15 protein-coding genes and 3 pseudogenes are annotated in these 19,795 nt (G+C 40.7%); 8 read left to right on the plus strand and 10 right to left on the minus strand.

Annotation, left to right across the window (positions count from 1 at the left end; all coding sequences use genetic code 11):
- Positions 1-25: 25 nt before the first annotated feature.
- The 3 genes from AC4CVD_RS02335 to AC4CVD_RS02345 form a co-directional block, all read right to left on the minus strand.
- Positions 26-709, minus strand: a complete 684-nt coding sequence (locus AC4CVD_RS02335; protein ID WP_005400821.1) for a Fe2+-dependent dioxygenase — start codon at positions 707-709, stop codon at positions 26-28.
- Positions 710-827: 118 nt separating this feature from the next.
- Positions 828-3,053 (minus strand): TonB-dependent receptor, encoded by a 2,226-nt coding sequence (locus tag AC4CVD_RS02340; RefSeq protein WP_005400820.1) that lies wholly within the window; start codon positions 3,051-3,053, stop codon positions 828-830.
- Between the two features lie 330 nt (positions 3,054-3,383).
- Positions 3,384-5,567 carry a TonB-dependent receptor domain-containing protein gene (locus AC4CVD_RS02345; RefSeq protein ID WP_005400819.1) on the minus strand — a complete coding sequence of 728 codons (2,184 nt, stop codon included), beginning with the start codon at positions 5,565-5,567 and terminating at the stop codon, positions 3,384-3,386.
- Between the two features lie 273 nt (positions 5,568-5,840).
- Between AC4CVD_RS02345 and tig the strand changes: the two genes are divergently transcribed.
- The 7 genes and pseudogenes from tig to AC4CVD_RS02380 form a co-directional block, all read left to right on the plus strand.
- Positions 5,841-7,172: a trigger factor gene (gene tig / locus AC4CVD_RS02350; protein ID WP_005400818.1), complete on the plus strand. Its 1,332-nt coding sequence runs from the start codon at positions 5,841-5,843 to the stop codon at positions 7,170-7,172.
- A gap of 193 nt (positions 7,173-7,365) precedes the next feature.
- Positions 7,366-7,971 carry an ATP-dependent Clp endopeptidase proteolytic subunit ClpP gene (gene clpP, locus AC4CVD_RS02355; protein WP_005400817.1) on the plus strand — a complete coding sequence of 202 codons (606 nt, stop codon included), beginning with the start codon at positions 7,366-7,368 and terminating at the stop codon, positions 7,969-7,971.
- A 28-nt stretch (positions 7,972-7,999) separates the two neighbouring features.
- Positions 8,000-9,310 carry an ATP-dependent protease ATP-binding subunit ClpX gene (clpX, locus tag AC4CVD_RS02360; protein ID WP_010325894.1) on the plus strand — a complete coding sequence of 437 codons (1,311 nt, stop codon included), beginning with the start codon at positions 8,000-8,002 and terminating at the stop codon, positions 9,308-9,310.
- Between the two features lie 158 nt (positions 9,311-9,468).
- Positions 9,469-9,918, plus strand: a pseudogene (locus AC4CVD_RS02365) (DUF2846 domain-containing protein); the annotation flags it as partial.
- A gap of 50 nt (positions 9,919-9,968) precedes the next feature.
- A complete protein-coding gene (locus AC4CVD_RS02370) occupies positions 9,969-10,583 on the plus strand; it encodes an IS607 family transposase (RefSeq protein ID WP_005402019.1) in 615 nt (204 codons plus the stop codon).
- Positions 10,580-11,734: an RNA-guided endonuclease InsQ/TnpB family protein gene (locus AC4CVD_RS02375; RefSeq protein ID WP_005402020.1), complete on the plus strand. Its 1,155-nt coding sequence runs from the start codon at positions 10,580-10,582 to the stop codon at positions 11,732-11,734. The genes AC4CVD_RS02370 and AC4CVD_RS02375 overlap by 4 nt, the downstream gene beginning before the upstream one ends.
- 142 nt (positions 11,735-11,876) lie before the next feature.
- Positions 11,877-12,143: pseudogene (locus AC4CVD_RS02380) on the plus strand (DUF2846 domain-containing protein); the annotation flags it as partial.
- Between the two features lie 5 nt (positions 12,144-12,148).
- Here AC4CVD_RS02380 and AC4CVD_RS02385 read toward each other — a convergent pair.
- The 3 genes from AC4CVD_RS02385 to AC4CVD_RS02395 all read right to left on the minus strand — a co-directional run bounded on the left by AC4CVD_RS02385 (position 12,149) and on the right by AC4CVD_RS02395 (position 15,810).
- Complete coding sequence (locus tag AC4CVD_RS02385; RefSeq protein ID WP_005400813.1) at positions 12,149-12,697, minus strand: DUF2059 domain-containing protein; 549 nt, start codon at positions 12,695-12,697, stop codon at positions 12,149-12,151.
- A 103-nt stretch (positions 12,698-12,800) separates the two neighbouring features.
- Entirely contained in the window at positions 12,801-14,327 is a 1,527-nt protein-coding gene (locus tag AC4CVD_RS02390) for a fumarate hydratase (RefSeq protein ID WP_005400812.1), read from the minus strand.
- A gap of 622 nt (positions 14,328-14,949) precedes the next feature.
- Positions 14,950-15,810, minus strand: coding sequence for a helix-turn-helix transcriptional regulator (locus tag AC4CVD_RS02395; RefSeq protein ID WP_279045576.1), 861 nt, complete (start codon positions 15,808-15,810; stop codon positions 14,950-14,952).
- Between the two features lie 179 nt (positions 15,811-15,989).
- On the opposite strand from AC4CVD_RS02395, the gene AC4CVD_RS02400 reads away from it, so the two are divergent.
- On the plus strand, positions 15,990-16,895 hold the full coding sequence (locus AC4CVD_RS02400) for a DMT family transporter (RefSeq protein WP_279045575.1): 906 nt from the start codon (positions 15,990-15,992) through the stop codon (positions 16,893-16,895).
- A gap of 111 nt (positions 16,896-17,006) precedes the next feature.
- Here AC4CVD_RS02400 and AC4CVD_RS02405 read toward each other — a convergent pair.
- The 4 genes and pseudogenes from AC4CVD_RS02405 to tnpA form a co-directional block, all read right to left on the minus strand.
- Positions 17,007-17,341: pseudogene (locus tag AC4CVD_RS02405) on the minus strand (NUDIX domain-containing protein).
- A gap of 31 nt (positions 17,342-17,372) precedes the next feature.
- Complete coding sequence (gene tnpC, locus AC4CVD_RS02410) at positions 17,373-18,998, minus strand: IS66 family transposase (RefSeq protein ID WP_490751952.1); 1,626 nt, start codon at positions 18,996-18,998, stop codon at positions 17,373-17,375.
- Positions 18,999-19,072: 74 nt separating this feature from the next.
- On the minus strand, positions 19,073-19,408 hold the full coding sequence (gene tnpB, locus AC4CVD_RS02415; protein ID WP_473827493.1) for an IS66 family insertion sequence element accessory protein TnpB: 336 nt from the start codon (positions 19,406-19,408) through the stop codon (positions 19,073-19,075).
- Positions 19,405-19,788, minus strand: coding sequence for an IS66-like element accessory protein TnpA (gene tnpA, locus AC4CVD_RS02420; RefSeq protein ID WP_004684363.1), 384 nt, complete (start codon positions 19,786-19,788; stop codon positions 19,405-19,407). The genes tnpB and tnpA overlap by 4 nt, the downstream gene beginning before the upstream one ends.
- Positions 19,789-19,795: the final 7 nt, after the last annotated feature.

The following is a 19,795-nucleotide window of genomic DNA, read 5'->3' on the forward strand; positions in this document are numbered from 1 at the left end:
TTGACGTTGGGCTGGGATTATTGTTTTACAGTTCAGCCCATTTGCGCATCAGGTTATGATACAGACTGGTGAGCTTGACCACTTCTTGATGTTGATCACTGAGTTGCACACGTAGGTTCTGAATAGTTTGATCAAGATTAAATAAGATATGGCGGTCAGCATCATCTCGAATCATACTTTGAACCCAAAAGAACGAAGCGACACGGCAGCCTGAGGTCACTGGTGTTACCTCATGCACGCTAGTAGATGGATATAAAATCATATCACCCGCGGGTAGTTTTACTTCATGATAACCATAGGTGTCTTCTACCACCAAATCGCCACCCTCATATTCGTCAGGTTCGCTTAGAAAAACAGTGCAGGATACATCAGTACGAATCCGATCTTTGCTTCCAGCTACCCAGCGAATGGCATTGTCCACATGGAAGCCAAAAGTTTCGCCCTGTTCATAGCGGTTAAAATAAGGCGGCAAAATATCTAAAGGTAGGGCAGCGGACATAAAGAGTGGATGTTGTCCAAGTGCTTCTAAGATGATATTGCCTAAGTGTTGTGTGAGAGGGTGATCTTCGGGGAGCTGTTGATTTTGTTTTACATTTTTTGAGAGTGATCCTGTGGTTTTTTTACCATCAATCCACTCGACTTTTGCCATTTCACGGCGAAAGTATTGTACCTGTTCTTTGCTTAATACATTGGGAATATGATGGATCACAACACGACCTGCTGAAAATGAAAGATCTATTTAGTCTTTAAGCATATATAAAAATAGCCTCAATGAGAGGCCATTTTTGTTTTGTTCCATAACTAAGTTATGGAATTAACTATCGAACTTAGTACTTAAAGTTTACAGAGAGTACTGCGCTACGACCTTCAGCTTCTGTTGCATAGTGAGATGCGTAAGCTTTAGTGAAATAACGTGTATCAGCCAAGTTGTTGACATTTAACTGTAGATCCACATTTTTGTTCACGTTATAACGCGCCATTGCATCGTAACGTACATAACCTGGAACAAATTTAGTATTTGCAGCATCACCATAGACTTTGTCCATTGCAATTGCACCAGCGCCTAAAGTTAATTCTGGCAATACTTTGTAAGTCGTCCAGAGAGTTGCACTATTTTCTGGAACATTTGGTAATTGTTTACCCTTCGCTGGGTTAGGATATGTACATACGCCTGCACGTGTACATGACGGACCTGGATTGGTCATTTCTGTATCTAAGTAAGAATATCCAGCAGTAATATCCCATTTATCCGTAATTTTACCTGTCGCGGTAAGCTCAATACCATCAACCTTGCTTTCCCCACCGTTGGTATACGTGCCAGCATCAAGTTGGATACGTGTATTTTGTTTTTCGGTACGGAAAATAGCAGCAGTAAGGTTTAAGCGGTCATTGAAAAGATCCCATTTCGTACCTAGTTCAATAGTACGTGCTTCTTCAGGTTTTAAATCCATGTAGGCTTGGCCAATTGCTTCTGAGCCATCACCACCATCGACACCTACAGGGTTTGCAGAGGTTGCATAACTTGCATAAATTGAACCATTTTCAACAGGCTTGAAGGTTAAACCAGCTTGATAGGTGAAAAAGTCTTTATTATTTTCAAGCTTAGCACCTGTAGCATTAGTCACTTGTTCTGTATCGAACTTATCCCAACGAAGTCCTAAATCCAATAACCATTGTGGATTGAACTCGATATTATCCAGTAAATAAACTGAAGTAACTTTAGTCGTGGTAGTTGTCGTATTACGATTCGCTACAGCTGTACCTAACCATTCTTCTTTAGAATTAGGATTAGTTAAAGAAGTACACCATGCATCATTAATTTTACAATCACTATTGAAGCCACCAGTTGTTGTACCAGCATAACCTGGGTAAGTTGTTGTATAGCTACCTTTGTTAGACTCTTGGTCGCTATATTCTGCACCCACATTAAATTTATGTTTAATTGTACCCGTATTAAACTTACCAGTTAACGCAAGTTGATCTGTAAAGATGTCGGTATCTGTAATACGTGAGTTGATACGGCGCCATACTTTGTCATTTAATACATTACCTTTAGAGTCGTCTGGTTGAGTCCAAAGGTAATCATTTGTCGACTTGTTATAAACAGCAGTATTCGTGATGGTTAAATTATCATTAATATCGTGCTCTAATTTGATTGTACCAATTTGATTTTCTTGTTTTTGGAAATCACGATCATGTAAGCCGTAGTATATGCCTTGTTTTACATCTACAGGTTTGCCTACAGTTGCTTTCTTTGTAGCATCATAATTGTAAGGCACACCTGAGTCAGGTGTATCATCAGATTTTAAATAGTAATAGCTTAATGTTGCACGTGTATCACTGTCTAGGCCAAAAGTAATACTTGGCGCAATACCTGCACGTTTGTATTCAGCACCGTCATGTTGCCCAGCTTTTTCATTCTGGTGTCCCATTACAGCAACACGAGCTGCAATACCATTACCAAAGTCTTTATTGCCATCTAAAGTAATACGTTGGTAGTTATCTGTACCTGCAGCAACAGAACCTTCTAAAGCATCGCCTTTTTTAGCAACTTTAGAAATCATGTTAACACTGCCACCAACAGAGCCAGCTCCACCAAGAGAAGAAGCAGAACCTTTGATTACTTCAACTTGCTCTACTGCAAACATTTCACGGTTTTGCGAAGATGAGTTGCGTACGCCGTCTACGTACATTGAACTTTCAGAGTTATAACCACGGATAAATGGACGGTCACCATTTGGGTTACCACCTTCACCTGCACCAAGTGTGATCCCAGGTACTGTGCGTAAAGCATCGCTTAAAGTTGTAACTTGAGTGTCTTCAATCAACTGTTTAGAAATAACAGATACTGACTTTGGTGTGTCGAGTAGGGGAGCAACGAACTTGCTGTTTGCAGATTTGTCTACTTTCAAACTTTGTTCTGCTGCCGCTTCCGTGTGAATTGTTTCTAATTGCGCGATTTGATCTTGCGCAACAGCATTGACTGCAACCACAGAGAGTGTTGAAGCGATTGCTGAAGAAACCAGCTTTTTACGTGTTTTGATGAAGGCCATAACGAATCTAGTTCTAGCGTTGTAAATTAGTATGCGAATAATAATGATTCTTATTTTTTGTAGCATAACTATTACATTGGAATTGTCGATGCTTAGATATATTTGTGTAGAAAAAATAAATGTAATAATGTAATGAATTTAACATAAGTTTTTGATTTTTATTTAAATTGGAAAATTAGATTATATTTTTATAATGTTATTGGAATTTAGAATCCATTATTTTTAAGCTAAGTTTGAAGGTGTTTCTCAAGTGAATATGTATAAATTATGTTGGATCTATATTAGCTATGTACGAAGAAAACCCTGCCGAAGCAGGGTTTTGCATGTAGATTAGAACTTAAAGGTGGTACTTAGCTGAACGCGTCGTCCTTCTTGGGTGTTACTATAACGATTGTAATAGCCTGTCCCTATTTTTTCATAATCATTGAAGTCTTTGTCAAAGACATTGTATAAAGCCACACCAACGTCCCAGTTATCATTAACGATAAAGTTTGAACCAATATGGAACAGTGTATAAGCCTTATAATCTCCTAAAGCATCATAAACAGCTTGGTTAGCTACGGTTAGATTCTCGTAATTTGACGTAAAACGTGCACGTTCACTACGATATTCACCACGTGCCCATAAATTGACGAAATCGGCAGCTTGCCATTTCAAAGAGGCGTTTGCCATATGCTTTGGTGTATCATTTAGAACAGGGTTATTAAGTTGTTTATCCTTAATTTCCGTCTCGGTCCAAGTATAATTGAGGCCTAGTTTCCAGTTTTCTGCAAACTCCCAATTTAGACCAGTTTCAATACCATAAACTTCAGCTTCTTCGGCATTGATTGGGCGCGTAACGTTCCATGTATCTGGAGCACCTCGGTTATAGTCCATTGTCCAAGGCGTTCCAACGGAAAGCATATAGTCTTCACATTGCTGTTTATTCGTATCAGTATTACAACGTAACTCAGCATTACCTGTCATAATTTTGTCTTCAATTTCACTAAAAAAACCTGTGATATTAAAGTCAAAATTAGAGTTATTCGTAAAATACGTACCTAGTTCTAAATTTTTACTGGTTTCAGGTTTTAAATCAGGATTACCGAAAACAGGTGTGCGGCCTTGACCACTAACATTATAAATACCTGTGGTTAGGCGTTCTAATCGAGGCGCTTTGTAGCCTTCAGAGTAGCCACCTTTAAATGTCCAGTTTTCATTTGCATTCCAGACTAAATAAGCACGCGGCGTCCAAAAATCTCCAAAAGTATCATGATTGTCATAACGTAACCCCAAGGTTAATGCCAAACTATCATTAAGTGACCATGTATCTTCAGCGAATAGTCCTAATTGCTCAAAAGAAACTTCTTTTTGAACACGAAGTCCATCACGAATGCTTGCATCCCACCATTGCCCCCCTAAAGTAATGTTATGACCATTAATATAATTAGTCGTAAACTTGGTATCGAAAATAGTATCTTCGCTTTCAAGCAAACGTAGTGTTATTGCCTGAGACATATTTTGCGCGCGAGCCGGAATTAAGCGACCTACCGTTTCTGTTTGAGTATTTGCGAGACTAGACTCAAGAGTGCCGATATTACTGCGCCATGTATGCGAAAGAATCATTTTTTCACGATTATATTCTTGGGACTTATCATAACCGCCGTTTGCACCTAAAGTGCCTAATTGTCCTTTAGAGTTGTCATACCATTGATCTGTCTGCTCATATTCCGCAGAAATATCATGTTGATCCGTTGGTGTTAAAGTTAAGCGAACACCAATATTTTCTAAGTCTGACTTGGTTGGGTTTTGTCCCTGAGTTAGTTCTGTTTCAGTACCTTCATCATCGCTACGAATTACGTTTGATTGATCTCGTTCAGCTTTGCGGCCCCTTAATTGAATACCAAGGAGGTTTGGAATAAGTGGACCAGTAACATATGCATCTACAGAGCGTTGATTCCCGAAATCAGAACTATTAGGGAGTAATGTTCCTTCTAAAGTGACTGCTCCAGTCCATTCATTTGAAACTTTTTTAGTAATAATATTGACTACACCACCGATGGCGTCAGAGCCATATAATGTTGATGCAGGGCCGCGTATGACTTCAATACGTTCAATCGCAGATATTGGAGGGATAAAACTGTTGTTTGATTCGCCAAATCCATTTGGAGTAATGTCACCAGTGCTGTTTTGACGGCGACCATCAATTAGAACGAGTGTATATTCTGAATCCATTCCACGAATACGAATATTCAGACCACCTGTTTTTCCTGCTGTGGGACTAATATCAACGCCTTCTATATCGCTTAAGGCATCGGCAATCGAATTAATACGTTTATTTTTTAAATCTTCTGCTGTAATGACCGTCATTGTAGCAGGTGCTTTTTTAATATCTTGTTCAAAACCCGCAGCTGAAACCACAATGGTGGAAAGCTGATGTGGCGATGAATCTTCAGTTGTTGTTTCTGCGAAAACAGGAGTGGTGATTGCCCCAAGCAATGCCAATGAAAGAGGGTGTAGATTAAACTTACTCATAACTAGAGTTCCAATGATGGACGAGAAAAAAATTGAAAAAAACGATCAAAGTTGACGCAAATATTAATAGTAATATTTATCATTTTCAACAAAAAGCCATAAAAAATATAATACTTTGCGCTTAATCAGTAGCGATTTAAAAATATTCAAAATAAAAAACGATAAATGAAGAAAAAAATATGTGGTTTCAATCGGGTGTTTTGTATATCGTTCAATGTTGTCATATAATGTGGCACTTTTTAAAATTGTTCTTACCAAAAGATTGAGGAAGCCATGCAAGTAACTTCTGAAGCGGTTTCGGGTGTTACCCGTCGTTTAAATGTATCTGTACCGACGAGCCGTGTTAACGAGCAGTTCGAAGCTCGCTTAAAACGCACTGCTAAAACTGTGAAGATCAACGGCTTCCGTCCAGGTAAAGTGCCAGTAAATGTTGTTCGTCGTGAATATGGCGCGGGTATCTACCAAGAAGTCGTAAGCGACATTATTCGTGACACAGTATTTGAAGCGATCCAACAAGAAAAAATCAATGCTGTCGGCATGCCAAACATTGAAAAATCTGAATTAAAAGACGACGCGCTTGTATACGAAGCGACTGTTGAAGTTTATCCAGAAGTTAACGTGAAATTTGATGGTTTAGAAGTTGAACGTAAAGCATCTGAAGTAAACGACAAAGATGTTGATCAAATGATCGAAAACCTTCAGAAGCAACGTGCTTCTTGGGCTGAAACGAAAGGCATGGCTAAAAAAGACATGCAAGTAACTTTTGACTTTGAAGGTTCAGTAGACGGTGAAAAGTTTGAAGGCGGTTCTGCAGAAGACTTTAAACTTGTTTTAGGTTCAGGTCGTATGATCCCTGGCTTCGAAGACGGCATCGTTGGTATGAAGAAAGGCGAAGAGAAAGTGATTGATGTAACTTTCCCTGAAGATTACCAAGCTGAAAACCTTGCTGGTAAATCAGCTCAATTCAAAATTACTGTGAAGCTTGTTGAAAAACAAAAACTTCCAGAAGTTGATGCTGAATTCCTTAAAATCTTTGGTCTAACTGAAGAAGAAGGCATTGAGAAGTTAAAAGCTGACGTTCGTAAAAACATGGAACGTGAAGTGAAAAATGGTTTGCGTAATCAAGTGAAAGGTGCAGCTTTTGATGCACTTGTAGCTGCAAACGAAGTTGAACTTCCTACGTCTATGGTTGCTCAAGAAGTTGACCGTCAACGTCAACAAATGATCCAACAGTTCACTCAGCAATTTGGTGCTCAAGGTGCGAAAGCATTTGACTCAAGCATGCTTCCAGATGAGTTGTTCAAAGAACAAGCTGAAAAATCTGTAAAATTAGGCGTATTGGTAAGCAAAGTTTTAGCTGATGCTAAAATTGAAGTAGATCAAGCACGTGTTGATGCTTACATCGAAGACATGGCTTCTTCTTATGAAGATCCAGCTGAAGTGATCGAATACTTCAAAAATGACAAGCAACAACGTTCGCAAATCGAAGCTGTTGTGTTAGAAGACCAAGTGGTTGATCACATCTTAGCGTCTGCTAAAGTAACAGATACTGTTGTAAGCTACGAAGACTTATTGAAAGAGCAACAAGCTCGTCAACAAGGCTAAGTTTAGCTAAAGTAAAAAAGGCGCTTTGAGCGCCTTTTTTATTATGATCTGGTTTTTTTAAAAGGCCTTGCGTTCATAAAGCTTATGCAAAAAATATCTGTTATTTACTTGAGAATATTTTGCATTTTCAGCAATTATCCCTCATATTGTGACTATGAGTTGAGTAACAAAAAATTTAGGAATAAGTAAACGTATGTATATTCCAACTATCGATAATGCCTTAGTTCCAATGGTTGTAGAACAGTCATCTCGCGGTGAACGTTCATTTGACATTTATTCACGTCTTTTGCGTGAACGCGTCATTTTTATGACTGGTGAAGTTGAAGATAACATGGCGAATTTGATTGTCGCGCAAATGTTGTTTTTAGAAGCGGAAAACCCAGATAAAGATATTCATCTTTACATTAACTCACCAGGTGGTTCGGTGACTGCTGGTATGGCGATTTACGATACCATGCAATTTATTAAACCAGATGTTGTGACTTACTGTATGGGGCAAGCAGCATCAATGGGTGCTTTCTTGTTGAATTCAGGTGCGAAGGGTAAACGTTATTGCCTTGAAAATGCACGTGTCATGATCCACCAACCGTTAGGCGGTTTCCGTGGTCAGGCATCTGATATTGAAATTCATGCACGTGAAATTCTGTTCATTAAAGAACGTTTAAACCGTTTAATGGCAGAGCACAGTGGTCAAGACTATGAAACTGTGGCACGTGATACTGACCGTGATAACTTTATGACAGCGCAAGCTGCAAAAGAATATGGTCTCGTGGACGAAGTGTTATCTAAACGTCCATAAGTTTTAAAAGTTTAGAATTGGAGTGAATATGTCCGAACATCCTCAAGGACAAAAGCATTGTTCATTTTGCGGTAAAACGCAGTCTGAAGTTGGGAAACTGATTGCAGGCGAGGACGCGTACATCTGTAATGAATGTGTGGACGTATGCTTAGACTTGGTGCAAACCAGTCAACAAGTTGAGTCGGGTGACTGGGCTGCAAAACCCTTGCCTAAACCTCACGAAATTCGTGCGGCACTAGATCAATATGTCATTGGTCAAGATGTGGCAAAGAAAACCTTGTCAGTTGCTGTCTACAACCACTATAAACGCCTTAAAGCGACACATGGTGGACATAAACACGACGATGCTGTTGAAATTGCGAAAAGTAATATCTTATTAGTAGGACCAACAGGTTCGGGTAAAACCTTGCTTGCGCAAACCATGGCACGTCTTCTCGATGTTCCTTTTGCTATGGCTGATGCAACGACACTTACCGAAGCAGGCTATGTCGGTGAAGATGTTGAAAACATTGTACAAAAGCTTCTACAAAAAGCAGACTACGATGTAGAAAAAGCGCAAAAAGGTATTATCTATATCGACGAAATCGACAAGATTACCCGTAAGTCTGAAAACCCATCGATCACGCGTGATGTGTCGGGTGAAGGTGTACAACAAGCGTTACTGAAAATGATCGAAGGTACGGTTGCCTCTATTCCACCTCAAGGTGGTCGTAAGCATCCACAGCAAGAATTTATTCAAATTGATACCTCAAATATCTTGTTCATCTGTGGTGGGGCATTCTCGGGTCTTGAAAAAATCGTACAACAGCGCCAAGAAAAAGGTGGAATTGGCTTCACGGCTGAAGTGAAGAAGAAAGATGAAGGCAAGAAATTGTCTGATTTGTTCCGTCAAGTTGAAGCGACCGATTTGGTGAAATTTGGTCTGATTCCAGAGTTTATTGGTCGTTTGCCTGTAATTGCGACTTTGGAAGAGTTAGATGAAGAAGCTTTGATGCAAATTCTGACTGAGCCGAAGAATGCATTGACTCGTCAATATCAACATTTGTTTGATATGGAAAACGTTGATCTGGTTTTTGAAGACTCAGCACTGCGCGCTGTGGCGAAAAAAGCTTTGGATCGTAACACGGGTGCACGTGGCTTACGTTCTATTTTAGAAAATACGCTGCTTGAAACCATGTATGATTTACCAAGTCGTACCGATGTTGGCACAGTTGTGGTGAATGAAGACGTGATTAACGGTACGGCTGCACCATTATTTAAGCCAGAGCGTTTACCAAGAATCGAACAGAAAGATGCAGCTAAAGTTGATTTAAAAGTGATTAATTCAAAGTCCGCTTAAGTTGTTATTCATCTGAAACGTGTGAAAATCGAGTGTTTTCACACGTTTTTTTATATTCAAAAAAAAGAGGGAATGCTACTCTGCATCATAGGCTGGGATGCCTAGATTAAAACTAAAAATTCAGTATCAAAATAAAAAATATGCCGTGAGGAATAGTCATGCGTGCAATGACGATTACGCTTTTAAGCAGTTTAATTTTATTGGGTTGTCATGGAAAAGCGACAGTTGAACAACCTGAATTAACATCAACGCTCAGCCATGAGGTTGATTTTGAACACGATCCAGGTATGGTCGAGCAGTACCGCATTGGAGTGTTTAGCGTAGGTGGATGGGTCAACCAAAAATTAGGACAGCGTTTTCAGCGTGTCCAACCCCAGCATGAACAAGCGGCGATGGTTTATCTGTATCGTCCAGATTCAAAGTGGAACCGACAAGAAATTGTGGCGTCGAGTTTATTTATCAATAAAGAGCGCATTCCAAGCCTGCTGAACAATCATTACTATTGGGTCGAATTACCCGCAGGGACTTATCGTTTATCGAGTAGTCGTCCTTTGGGTATTAACCATTTTCAAAAGCCGAAGTATATCGATTTTACCGTAGAAGCAGGGTTTGTAACTGCTAATTGAAATCTACTTATTTCTATACTATTATATACAACATGAGTAAATATGTAAGCATTAGCGTTGCAGCTAAAACATTAGGTGTTTCCATTCAAACATTAAGGCGTTGGGATGAAGAAGGCACTTTGGTTGCAGATCGAACCCCTAAAAATCATAGACGATATGATCTGAGTAAGATCACGCCTGAGCAAATACACAAGCCCGATAGTCAACTTCAAAGGAAAACCATTGCATACGCAAGGGTATCGAGTCATGACCAAAAAGAAGATTTAATTCGACAGCAACAAGTTCTTGAAATGTACTGTGCAAATCAAGGTTGGACGTTTGAATTAATCTCCGATCTTGGTTCGGGTATGAACTATAGAAAAAAAGGCTTAAATAAGCTGCTAGAAGCAATCATGAATGATGAAATCGGACGTTTGGTTTTAACGCATAAAGATCGCTTATTGCGGTTTGGTGCTGAGTTGGTTTTTGCCTTATGTGAAGCTAAAAGCGTGGAGATCGTCATTCTTAATAAGGGTGAAAATTTGTCTTTTGAGGAAGAACTTGCTCAAGATGTTTTGGAAATCATTACAGTGTTTTCGGCAAGATTATATGGTAGTCGTAGTAAGAAAAACCAAAAGTTAATACAGGCAGTCAAAGACGCACTATGAGCCGATTCATACGAGGGCATGTAATCCAATTACTGCCAAATAATAAGCAAGCAAGTCATTTCGCTCAAGCGAGTGGTGTTGCTCGTTTGTCGTATAATTGGGCTTTAAAAGAATGGCAACGTCAATATAAAGCAGATAAGGAATATAGAGATCAGTGTGACTATTATGGCGTTCAGGTGGATAAAAAACTTCTAAATAAACCATCCGAAGCTAAAATAAGAAAGCACTTAAACTCGTTCAAGCGTGAGAAATACCCTTTCATGCTTAAAGTGACCAAATGTGCGCCACAACTTGCGATTAAGCAATTGGGTAGTTCATTTGATCGTTTTTTTAATGGTCAATCCAAATATCCAAAGCCTAGAAAAAAAGGCGTAGATGATCGCTTCTCATTATCAAATGACCAATTCAGCATTAAAGATAGAAAAATTAGTATCCCAAACTTGGGTTGGGTAAAAATGACTGAGGATTTGCGTTATCAAGGAAAAATATTATCAGCGAAAATATTTAAACAGGGTGGTAAGTGGTTTGCTTCGATTGCTGTTGAATTAAATCAGCCTGAGAAACTTCACCCCAAAACAGGTTTATCTGTTGGTATTGATTTAGGTGTTTCCAGTCTTGCCACTTTATCTAATGGCGAGGTTGTTCCATCAAGTGCGCCACTAAAGAAACAGCTTGCCAAGTTAAGACGACTTGCTAAGTCTTTTAGCCGTAAAAAGAAAGGTAGTCAAAACAGAGAAAAAGCGAAAACCAAGCTCTCTCGTTTGCACTACAAAATATCATGCTTGAGAAAAAACAATCTTCATCAAGTCACATCTGATTTAGTTAAGCGATTCGATCTGATTGCGATTGAGGATTTAAATGTGAAAGGTATGGTACAAAACCGTAAGCTCTCAAGAGCCATATCGGATATGGGCTTTTATGAGTTCAAGCGACAGTTGATTTACAAGGCTAAACAGCATGGCAAATCAATACTTTCTGTTGGACGATTCTTTCCAAGCAGCAAGATGTGTTCGAATTGTGGTGAATTAAACCAAAACCTGACACTTGCAATGCGTGAGTGGCGATGTTCATGTAACACCCTGCATCACAGGGATATTAATGCTGCCATCAATATTCTAAAACATGCAGATAAAGAATTGGTGGCTACATAAGCCACCAATGGCGGTGAGTTACACCGTGACAGCCTATGGAATTGAGGTAATCCCAAGCGCAATAGCAATTGGTTCTTGATGATGAAGTAGGAATTAAACATTAAACCCACGTAAGTAGGTTTAAGTAGGTTTTAAATAACGGCAGTCTTATTTCATCAAGTATGATGAAGAGAACTTATCCACACGCCGTGATGTTTCGGGGCCTTTGGCGGTTATCCCTGAAAAAATTGCGATTCAAGAGATTGCATTTACCCAGTTAAAGTCGAACAGCTACAACTTTGTAGCGGAAGATCAACACACGGGTGAGCTACGAAAGAAAGCGCAAAAACTTAAACCCGCAAAATATGATCCAAGTGAAGAGGTTCAGCTGATGAAACCCTTTAAGCTGTGGAATCCTTTAACCTGGTAAGTGAGCTATTGTGCTTTTTTGGCTTGTTCAAATAATGGTGTCAGGGTCTTTTCAATTTGACGATTCATTTCCAGCTGAATAGCTGGATCTTGCATCATTTCAGCAGACATGGCGATGCTATTGCGCATGATTTCACTCATCATTTTGCTGCTTTTTTTATTGATAGACTGGCCTAGAGGTGTTTCAAGAAACTGAATGTTGGCCAATACTTCCTCTTCGGTAAAGGTCTGCATATATACATTTTTAAGCATTTGCATAAATTTCGGATCAGAAATCAATTTACTGCTAAACGATGCCGTGATTTCAGCGATTTGCTTGGCTGCTTTTTGTTGTTCATTATTGAGTGTAGATGTTTTAAAAATATTCTTAATGATTTCTTCGGCTTGCTGGTCATAAATGGGGCGCATTTCTTGCTGAGACTGTGCTAATGTGCCTTTAATATCGCCCAGTTTGAGCGCCTTCTCTACCGATGCTTCGGTCGCGGGTTTGGCAAAAGAAGCTGTGCTGAGGACACATAAGGTAATACCGCAAAGGATGTGATTTAATTTTTTCATTGTTGGTCTATATTTTTTGATTAAGTCTATAAAAGTAGGTAAAAAAATACCCTTAACATGACCTTAGCATGTTAAGGGTATCCAAAAAAGTAAAACTTAAGTTTTAGCCCGCTGCAGCATCGACTACTGGAATTTTACCAATTTTCGCTTGCCAGATTTTTGGTGCTGTCGCGTGAATAGATGTGCCATTTACATCAACTGCTACCGATACAGGCATGTCTTTCACTACAAATTTGTAAATCGCTTCCATACCTAAGTCAGAAAAAGCAACCACTTCAGCTTCACGAATTGCTTTAGACACAAGGTAAGCTGCGCCGCCCACTGCCATCAAGTAAGTCGCTTTATTGTCTTTGATTGCTTCAACCGCTGCAGGACCACGGTCCGCTTTACCGATCATGCCGAACATACCAGTTGCTTCAAGCACTTGACGTGTGAATTTGTCCATACGTGTTGCTGTTGTTGGGCCAGCAGGACCAACCACTTCATCACCGACTGGATCTACAGGGCCAACGTAGTAAATGAATTTACCTTTTAAGTCGACAGGAAGCTCTTCACCATTGTTCAGCATGTCGACCATGCGTTTGTGTGCAGCATCACGACCTGTATAAATTGTACCATTCAGAAGTAAGGTGTCGCCTGGTTGCCAAGCGTTCATTTCTTCTTGGGTAATGGTGTCGAGGTCAACGCGCTTAGAGGTTGATGAATCCCAAGTGACTGATGGATAGTCTTCAAGTTTAGGTGCTTGAATGTGTGCAACACCTGTACCATCAAGTTGGAAGTGCGCGTGACGAGTCGCTGCGCAGTTTGGAATCATACCCACTGGTTTGCCCGCAGCGTGACATGGGTAATCTTTAATTTTAATATCTAGAACTGTGGTTAACCCACCTAGGCCTTGCGCGCCAATACCCAGTGCGTTTACTTTTTCGAAGATTTCCATACGAAGTTCTTCGATTTTATTTTCAGGGCCACGACGAAGTAATTCGTCCATGTTGATTTCTTCCATGAGCGATTCTTTCGCAAGCATCATGGCTTTTTCAGCAGTACCACCAATACCAATACCCAACATACCTGGTGGACACCAGCCAGCACCCATAGTTGGAACAGTTTTAAGTACCCAATCCACGATTGAGTCAGATGGGTTTAACATAGCCAGTTTAGATTTGTTTTCTGAACCGCCACCTTTTGCCGCAACGGTAATATCCACTTTGTTGCCTGGAACAAGTTTGTGATAGATCACAGCAGGGGTGTTGTCTTTGGTGTTTTTACGACCAAATGCTGGGTCAGCCAATACAGAAGCACGCAGTACGTTTGAGTTTTCTAGGTAACCTTGACGTACGCCTTCGTTGATTGCATCGTCTAAGCTCATAGTTAAATCAAATTTAACATCCATGCCCACTTCAACGAATACGTTGACGATACCTGTATCTTGACAGATTGGGCGGTGACCCTCTGCGCACATACGCGAGTTAATTAAGATTTGTGCGATCGCATCCTTTGCAGCTTTGTTCTCTTCACGATCATACGCACGGCTCATCGCTTGGATGAAGTCTTGTGGGTGATAATAAGAAATGAACTGAAGCGCGTCTTTGACCGATGTGATCAAATCATCTTGCTTGATAATAGTGGTCATACAAATATCTCTTGAGCGGGCTGATAGCTAGCGGGCTAAATTATAAGACAAAATGCCGAGGTTGTGGATGTTTTGCGAAGCCTTTAGGCGAAAGTTTAATAGTTGAACAAAATTGATGAGAAAATGAGGTTATAAACGGTGGTAAATATGACAAAAATATCTAAATTTAATGAAATATTTCATGTCTAAATTTGGATTATGAATATGATTTATTACTTAAGATATTGAATATAATGTAAAAATAATAATATTGAAATATGACAACACTGTCATAAAGTTGTCATAAAACTTTCGCATAATGCATTCATCAAACAATAGGACATCGAGCATGTTGACAGGTTTAGTGATGGCTGCGGGCTTTTGTGTATATATCGCAGCGACTTGGATGTACGGTCAAAAAGAAGATCAGGCTTAAGCTTTATCTTCTTTTTTTGTTTTAAGCTTTCTTCAAATCTTCAAATCTTCAAATCTTCAAATCTTCAAATCTTCAAATCTTCAAATCTTCAAATCTTCAAATCTTCAAATCTTCAAATCTTCAAATCTTCAAATCTTCAAATCTTCAAATCTTCAAATCTTCAAATCTTCAAATCTTCAAATCTTCGCTTTATCCTATCGACGGGTTCTAATTTTTCCGCATTTGGGATGGAGTGTAGCCAAAATGCTTTTTAAAGCGATGACTAAAATGGCTGCTGGAGCTAAATCCATACTGCTCCGAAATGTCTGTCATATTAGCAGTCGTTTGCTGTAGAGCTTGATGTGCCAGTTCAAGTCGACGTTGCATTACATATTGGTGTGGTGGCATTTGCATAGATTGCTTAAACATATGGGCAAAATGGTATTCACTGAGCTGAGTTTGCTCGGCTAAATCTGACAGGGTCAAGCTTTGCTGAATATGCTGATCAATCCATTCTAATAACTGCTTCAGGGTATACGGGGACAGCCCGCCTTTGACTTCAGGGGCTTGCCATTCGGTATGGCTATAATTTTTAATTAGATGGTTGAGCAGAAGCGTGGTGGCAGTACTCATCTGCAAGTGATTTTCCCTGTTCTGCCAAGCCCCATTGAGTAAAAAGTGTCGATAGATCATGGCAATCTGTAGGTCAGCTACGAAACTTTGCGGATTTAAAATAATTTGGCTCGGCTCACGATCCCACACTTGTTCAGCGACGCGTTGTAAGTGTTCTTCAGTATAGTACAGATGCACAAAAGTCAGTGGGTCGCGCAGATCCCATGTTGACTCAAAATTCTGTGGCATCAAGCACATATGATCTGGCCCACCGCCATTATGCCAACCTTGAGCTGTCTTTTGATAACTGTGATATCCACCTTGAATATACATACTGAGTGTATGGTGGTTACTACAAACACTGACACGGTCTTGGTTGTTTTGCCACATGGCCAGCTGCATGCCTGAACCCAACTCGACCGAGTCGAGGAGTTGAGCTTTATGTTGTTGTAATTGATCTAGAATCTGATATTTCATCATCTATACGCAGTGCCGAATGGAAGAATGAGTGTAGGACTTTGATTTCATTTTGTCATCTATATCAGAAAATCAGTAAAAAACCACAAGTTCATGATAGTGACCACAAGAAGGTGCAAGAAATGAGAAACCTAAACCAAGCACAATAGCGTGAGTGGTTTGAGTTTGGTTGAAAGAGTATGAATGCGCTGTTATATGCTTTGGTGGTTGTAATCTGGGGAACGACGTGGATTGCGATTAGTTTGCAACAACAAAGTGGGATATCGACCAATGTAGCCGTGTTTTGGCGCTTCTTTATTTCGGCTCTGGTGTTGTTTGCTTTTATTGTTTTGTGCCGAAAACTGCAAAAGCTGGCTGTAAAAGATCATCTATTTTGTATGTTACAAGCATGCTGTATTTTTGGTTTTAACTTTGTTTGTTTCTATTATGCGGTGCAATATATCAGCAGTGGTTTAGAGGCTGTAATTTTTTCGATGGCAGTCATTTTTAATACCCTCAACGCCAAACTGTTCTTTGGACAACAGGTGTCTACCCGTTTTTATCCTGCGGCTTTGTTGGGTGGATTGGGGATTATTGCCTTGTTTTGGCATGATGTGGTGGGGAGTGCCTTAAATAATCATACGCTGATGGGGATTGGTCTTTGTGTGTTAGGAACCTATGGTTTTTCACTGGGCAATATGATCAGTGCGCGCCATCAGAAAAACGGATTGGATATTTTTACCACCAATGCTTATGGCATGCTATATGGTTCAATCTTGATGGCATTGATTGCTGGATTTAAACAAGACGAGTTTTTCCCTGCTATGGAATTCAGTGCAGTGAGTGCTTTATTGTATTTGGCTATTTTTGGTTCAGTGATTGGCTTTACCGCCTACTTCTATTTGGTCGGAAGGATTGGGGCAGGTAAGGCAGCTTATAGTACTTTGTTATTTCCTTTGGTGGCTTTGGTGATTTCGACCATCTGGGAAGGGTATCAATGGCATATGAATGCGGTGATTGGGGTGATTTTGATTTTATGTGGTAATGCAATTTTCTTTATCAAGCCGCCCAAGTTTAGACTGAGTCAAATGTTGAAGCGAAGCTGAGTGATGAAGATCTAAAGACACTACAGTTTATAAAGCTCAGACACGAGATCTGGGCTTTTAAATCTATACGCTGTTAGCTCTAGTGAATCAAAATTTCTCCTAAGCTACGGCTCAATATTTTGATTTTATAAACGCTAGTAATTCTTGGAATAATGGATGCCATTCAGCGCTTGGTGACTCAAACAGAGGGTGCCAAAAGAAATTAAACTCTAGCCCGCCATCATCATTGCATAAAAGTGTCTACAAAATCGGTGGCTATTCACTTTTATAGTTTCTGTGCTATGGCAGATAAATACATGCCAGTTAAGACCTTGTTCAGATGGATGATGTAAACCCAAATATGAGTGAATGTGTGCAGACGAAATCCCCGATTCTTCATAAAGCTCTCGTAAAGCTGCCTCTTCTAGTTCTTCATTCGTCTCAACTGTACCTTTTACGATTTGAATGTAAGCGTCCGCTGAACCCCATGTCTATTTTTTAATTTGAGTTGGATTTCCAGCGGTGTGGTAGAAATTCTTCTATTTGGGTCACTTTATGGGTCGGCAATCTTTTCAGCACATCACTTAAATAGGCATACGGATCCAACCCATTCAGCTTTGCTGACTGGATTAAAGTCATGATGTTTGCCGCTCGCTGACCACTACGCAGCGAACCTGCAAATAACCAGTTCTTACGTCCCAACGCCCAAGGCCGCACCTGGTTTTCCACCCAATTATTGCAAATCGGTAGATTGCCATCATCCAGATAGCGGCTTAAAGCTGGCCAACGCTTCAGAGTGTAATTGATGGCCTTGGCGGTTGGAGAACTCGATGGCACCGTCAGATAATGTTGGTTGAGCCATTCACACAGTTGTTGCATCACCGGTTGGCTGTGCTGTTGTCGGTATTCGCGGCGGTGTTCTGCTGTACCATCGGTCTTTTTCCTGAGTTCTGCTTCTATCGCATACAGTTTCTGAATCATCAGTAATGCCTGTTCAGCGATCTGACTTTTCCCGGTCACATGTAGCTCATGGAATTTACGACGTGCATGCGCCATGCAGCCCACCTCTATGACATCGCCTGATTTAAAGCGTGCTTTATAACCACTGTAATCATCACAGACCAGATGGCCCTGCCAGCCATTCAGGAACTCTTCTGCATGCTGACCTGAACGGCTATCCTGAAAGTCATAGATCACCGCTTGAACTGGATTGTACTGTGTAGTGGCATAGGCCCAGACATAACCTTTCTTTGGTTTTTTCTCATTATCACCCATCCGCATAATGGTGACCGGCGTTTCATCGGCATGGATCACCCGCTGTTGCAGCACCACCTGTTTTAAGGCATTGGCCAGAGGTTCCAGTTCCACACCGCAGCGACCAATCCAGTCAGATAACGTGGATCTGGACAGATCAATGCCCGCCCGCTGATAGATCAGGCGCTGACGGTACAGCGGCAAATGATCGGCATACTTCGATACCAGCACATGGCTGAGCAGTTCAGGTGAAGCAATGCCTTTATCAATAACATAGGCGGGCATCGCTTGCTGAGTCAGGGTGTCACACTGATCACAGACCCATTTGCCACGTACATGCTGTTCCTTATAGAACTGTGCCGGTCTGAAATGCAGTTTTTCACTGATATCTTCGCCGATACGACGCAAGGTGCAGCCACAAGCACATTGGGTTGATGTTGGTTCATGCTCGATACGGATGGTGTGTAGATGATCGGGCAGCAGTCGACGTTTAGGTTTGTTGACTGTGGCTTTGTGTGTCGCTGCATCAGTTTTATCTGCATTCAGCCGTTCCAGTTCCAGATCAACAGCGGCAATATCTTCTTCGACCGCTTCATCCCAGAGATGGATTTGTTTTGCGGTGAGATGTTCGTTTTTACTGTCGAATTTGTGCTTTTTAAACAGCGCAAGTTCATGCTCGTATTTTTGATTGAGAATGGAAAGATGCTGAACTTTGGCATCTAATTGCAGATTGGATACTTCAAGATGCTGAACTTTGGCATCTAATTGCTGGTTTGATTGTGCCAGAGACTGATGTTGCATTGCCAACTGTCTAGTAAATTCCAGCAGTTGTTCATGGGTCAGTTGGCTTAAATCAGGCAGTGTATTCATGACCGCAGTATGCCTGAGGTCATGAGAAGAATGAAATAGAACGTTTGGAGAATAGCAACTTGGACCAAGCTAGTTTAGAGCATTGTGACCAATTGCTGTCGTCCAATGCGCTGCCAAGGCAAACCCTGGATCAGTGCCTGTAACTGTTCTGGGCTGAGGGCTACGCTTTCACCCTGGTGAACTTTAGCCCAGTGAAATTTTCCCTGTTCCAACCGCCGAGCACACAGCCAGATCCCCAGTCCATCATGTACCAGCACTTTCATGCGATGGCCACGTTTATTACAGAACAGGTAAGCACAATGCGGTTTGATGTAGCCAAAGGCTCTCACCACCTGAGCCATGGCCGTATCCATACCTGCACGCATGTCCATGGGCTGAGTAGACAACCAGATTTCATCGATACGGATCATGTTGTAAGTGCCTTGAGTAATTCTGCTAAAGCAGATATTTCTGATACTTGCCATTTCAAGCCAATTTCTGCTTTTGAGTGGGGTAAAGTAATTTGAACCGTTAACATGCCAGTAGGGATAGGATCTAATGGTGCGGAGCAAGATAAGGTAATAAATGCAGGTTTATTCGGTAGTAGTGAGCGATCATTCCCTGGCTTAGCATCAATTAAGCGAATCCATTTGGATACAAGATTTGTATTCAATCCATGTTGCAAAGCGACCGAAGCAATTGAAACCTCCGATGCTTTACACGCCTGAACGATCTGCTGTTTAAATTCAGCACTATATGTTCTTCGTTTTATCGTAAGAGATGCGATGGATGTCTGGTTATTTGTAGTCATAAATTTA

The organism is Acinetobacter sp. LipI_23, from assembly GCF_058243045.1.

Excerpts from the sequence above, each read along its gene's own strand:
- AC4CVD_RS02395 (WP_279045576.1), bottom strand. The coding sequence starts at position 15,810 with ATGAAATATCAGATTCTAGATCAATTACAACAACATAAAGCTCAACTC.
- AC4CVD_RS02400 (WP_279045575.1), top strand. The coding sequence starts at position 15,990 with ATGAATGCGCTGTTATATGCTTTGGTGGTTGTAATCTGGGGAACGACG.
- AC4CVD_RS02340 (WP_005400820.1), bottom strand. The coding sequence starts at position 3,053 with ATGGCCTTCATCAAAACACGTAAAAAGCTGGTTTCTTCAGCAATCGCT.
- tnpC (WP_490751952.1), bottom strand. The coding sequence starts at position 18,998 with ATGAATACACTGCCTGATTTAAGCCAACTGACCCATGAACAACTGCTG.
- AC4CVD_RS02385 (WP_005400813.1), bottom strand. The coding sequence starts at position 12,697 with ATGAAAAAATTAAATCACATCCTTTGCGGTATTACCTTATGTGTCCTC.
- tig (WP_005400818.1), top strand. The coding sequence starts at position 5,841 with ATGCAAGTAACTTCTGAAGCGGTTTCGGGTGTTACCCGTCGTTTAAAT.
- tnpB (WP_473827493.1), bottom strand. The coding sequence starts at position 19,408 with ATGATCCGTATCGATGAAATCTGGTTGTCTACTCAGCCCATGGACATG.
- tnpA (WP_004684363.1), bottom strand. The coding sequence starts at position 19,788 with ATGACTACAAATAACCAGACATCCATCGCATCTCTTACGATAAAACGA.
- AC4CVD_RS02370 (WP_005402019.1), top strand. The coding sequence starts at position 9,969 with ATGAGTAAATATGTAAGCATTAGCGTTGCAGCTAAAACATTAGGTGTT.
- clpP (WP_005400817.1), top strand. The coding sequence starts at position 7,366 with ATGTATATTCCAACTATCGATAATGCCTTAGTTCCAATGGTTGTAGAA.
- AC4CVD_RS02375 (WP_005402020.1), top strand. The coding sequence starts at position 10,580 with ATGAGCCGATTCATACGAGGGCATGTAATCCAATTACTGCCAAATAAT.
- AC4CVD_RS02390 (WP_005400812.1), bottom strand. The coding sequence starts at position 14,327 with ATGACCACTATTATCAAGCAAGATGATTTGATCACATCGGTCAAAGAC.
- clpX (WP_010325894.1), top strand. The coding sequence starts at position 8,000 with ATGTCCGAACATCCTCAAGGACAAAAGCATTGTTCATTTTGCGGTAAA.
- AC4CVD_RS02345 (WP_005400819.1), bottom strand. The coding sequence starts at position 5,567 with ATGAGTAAGTTTAATCTACACCCTCTTTCATTGGCATTGCTTGGGGCA.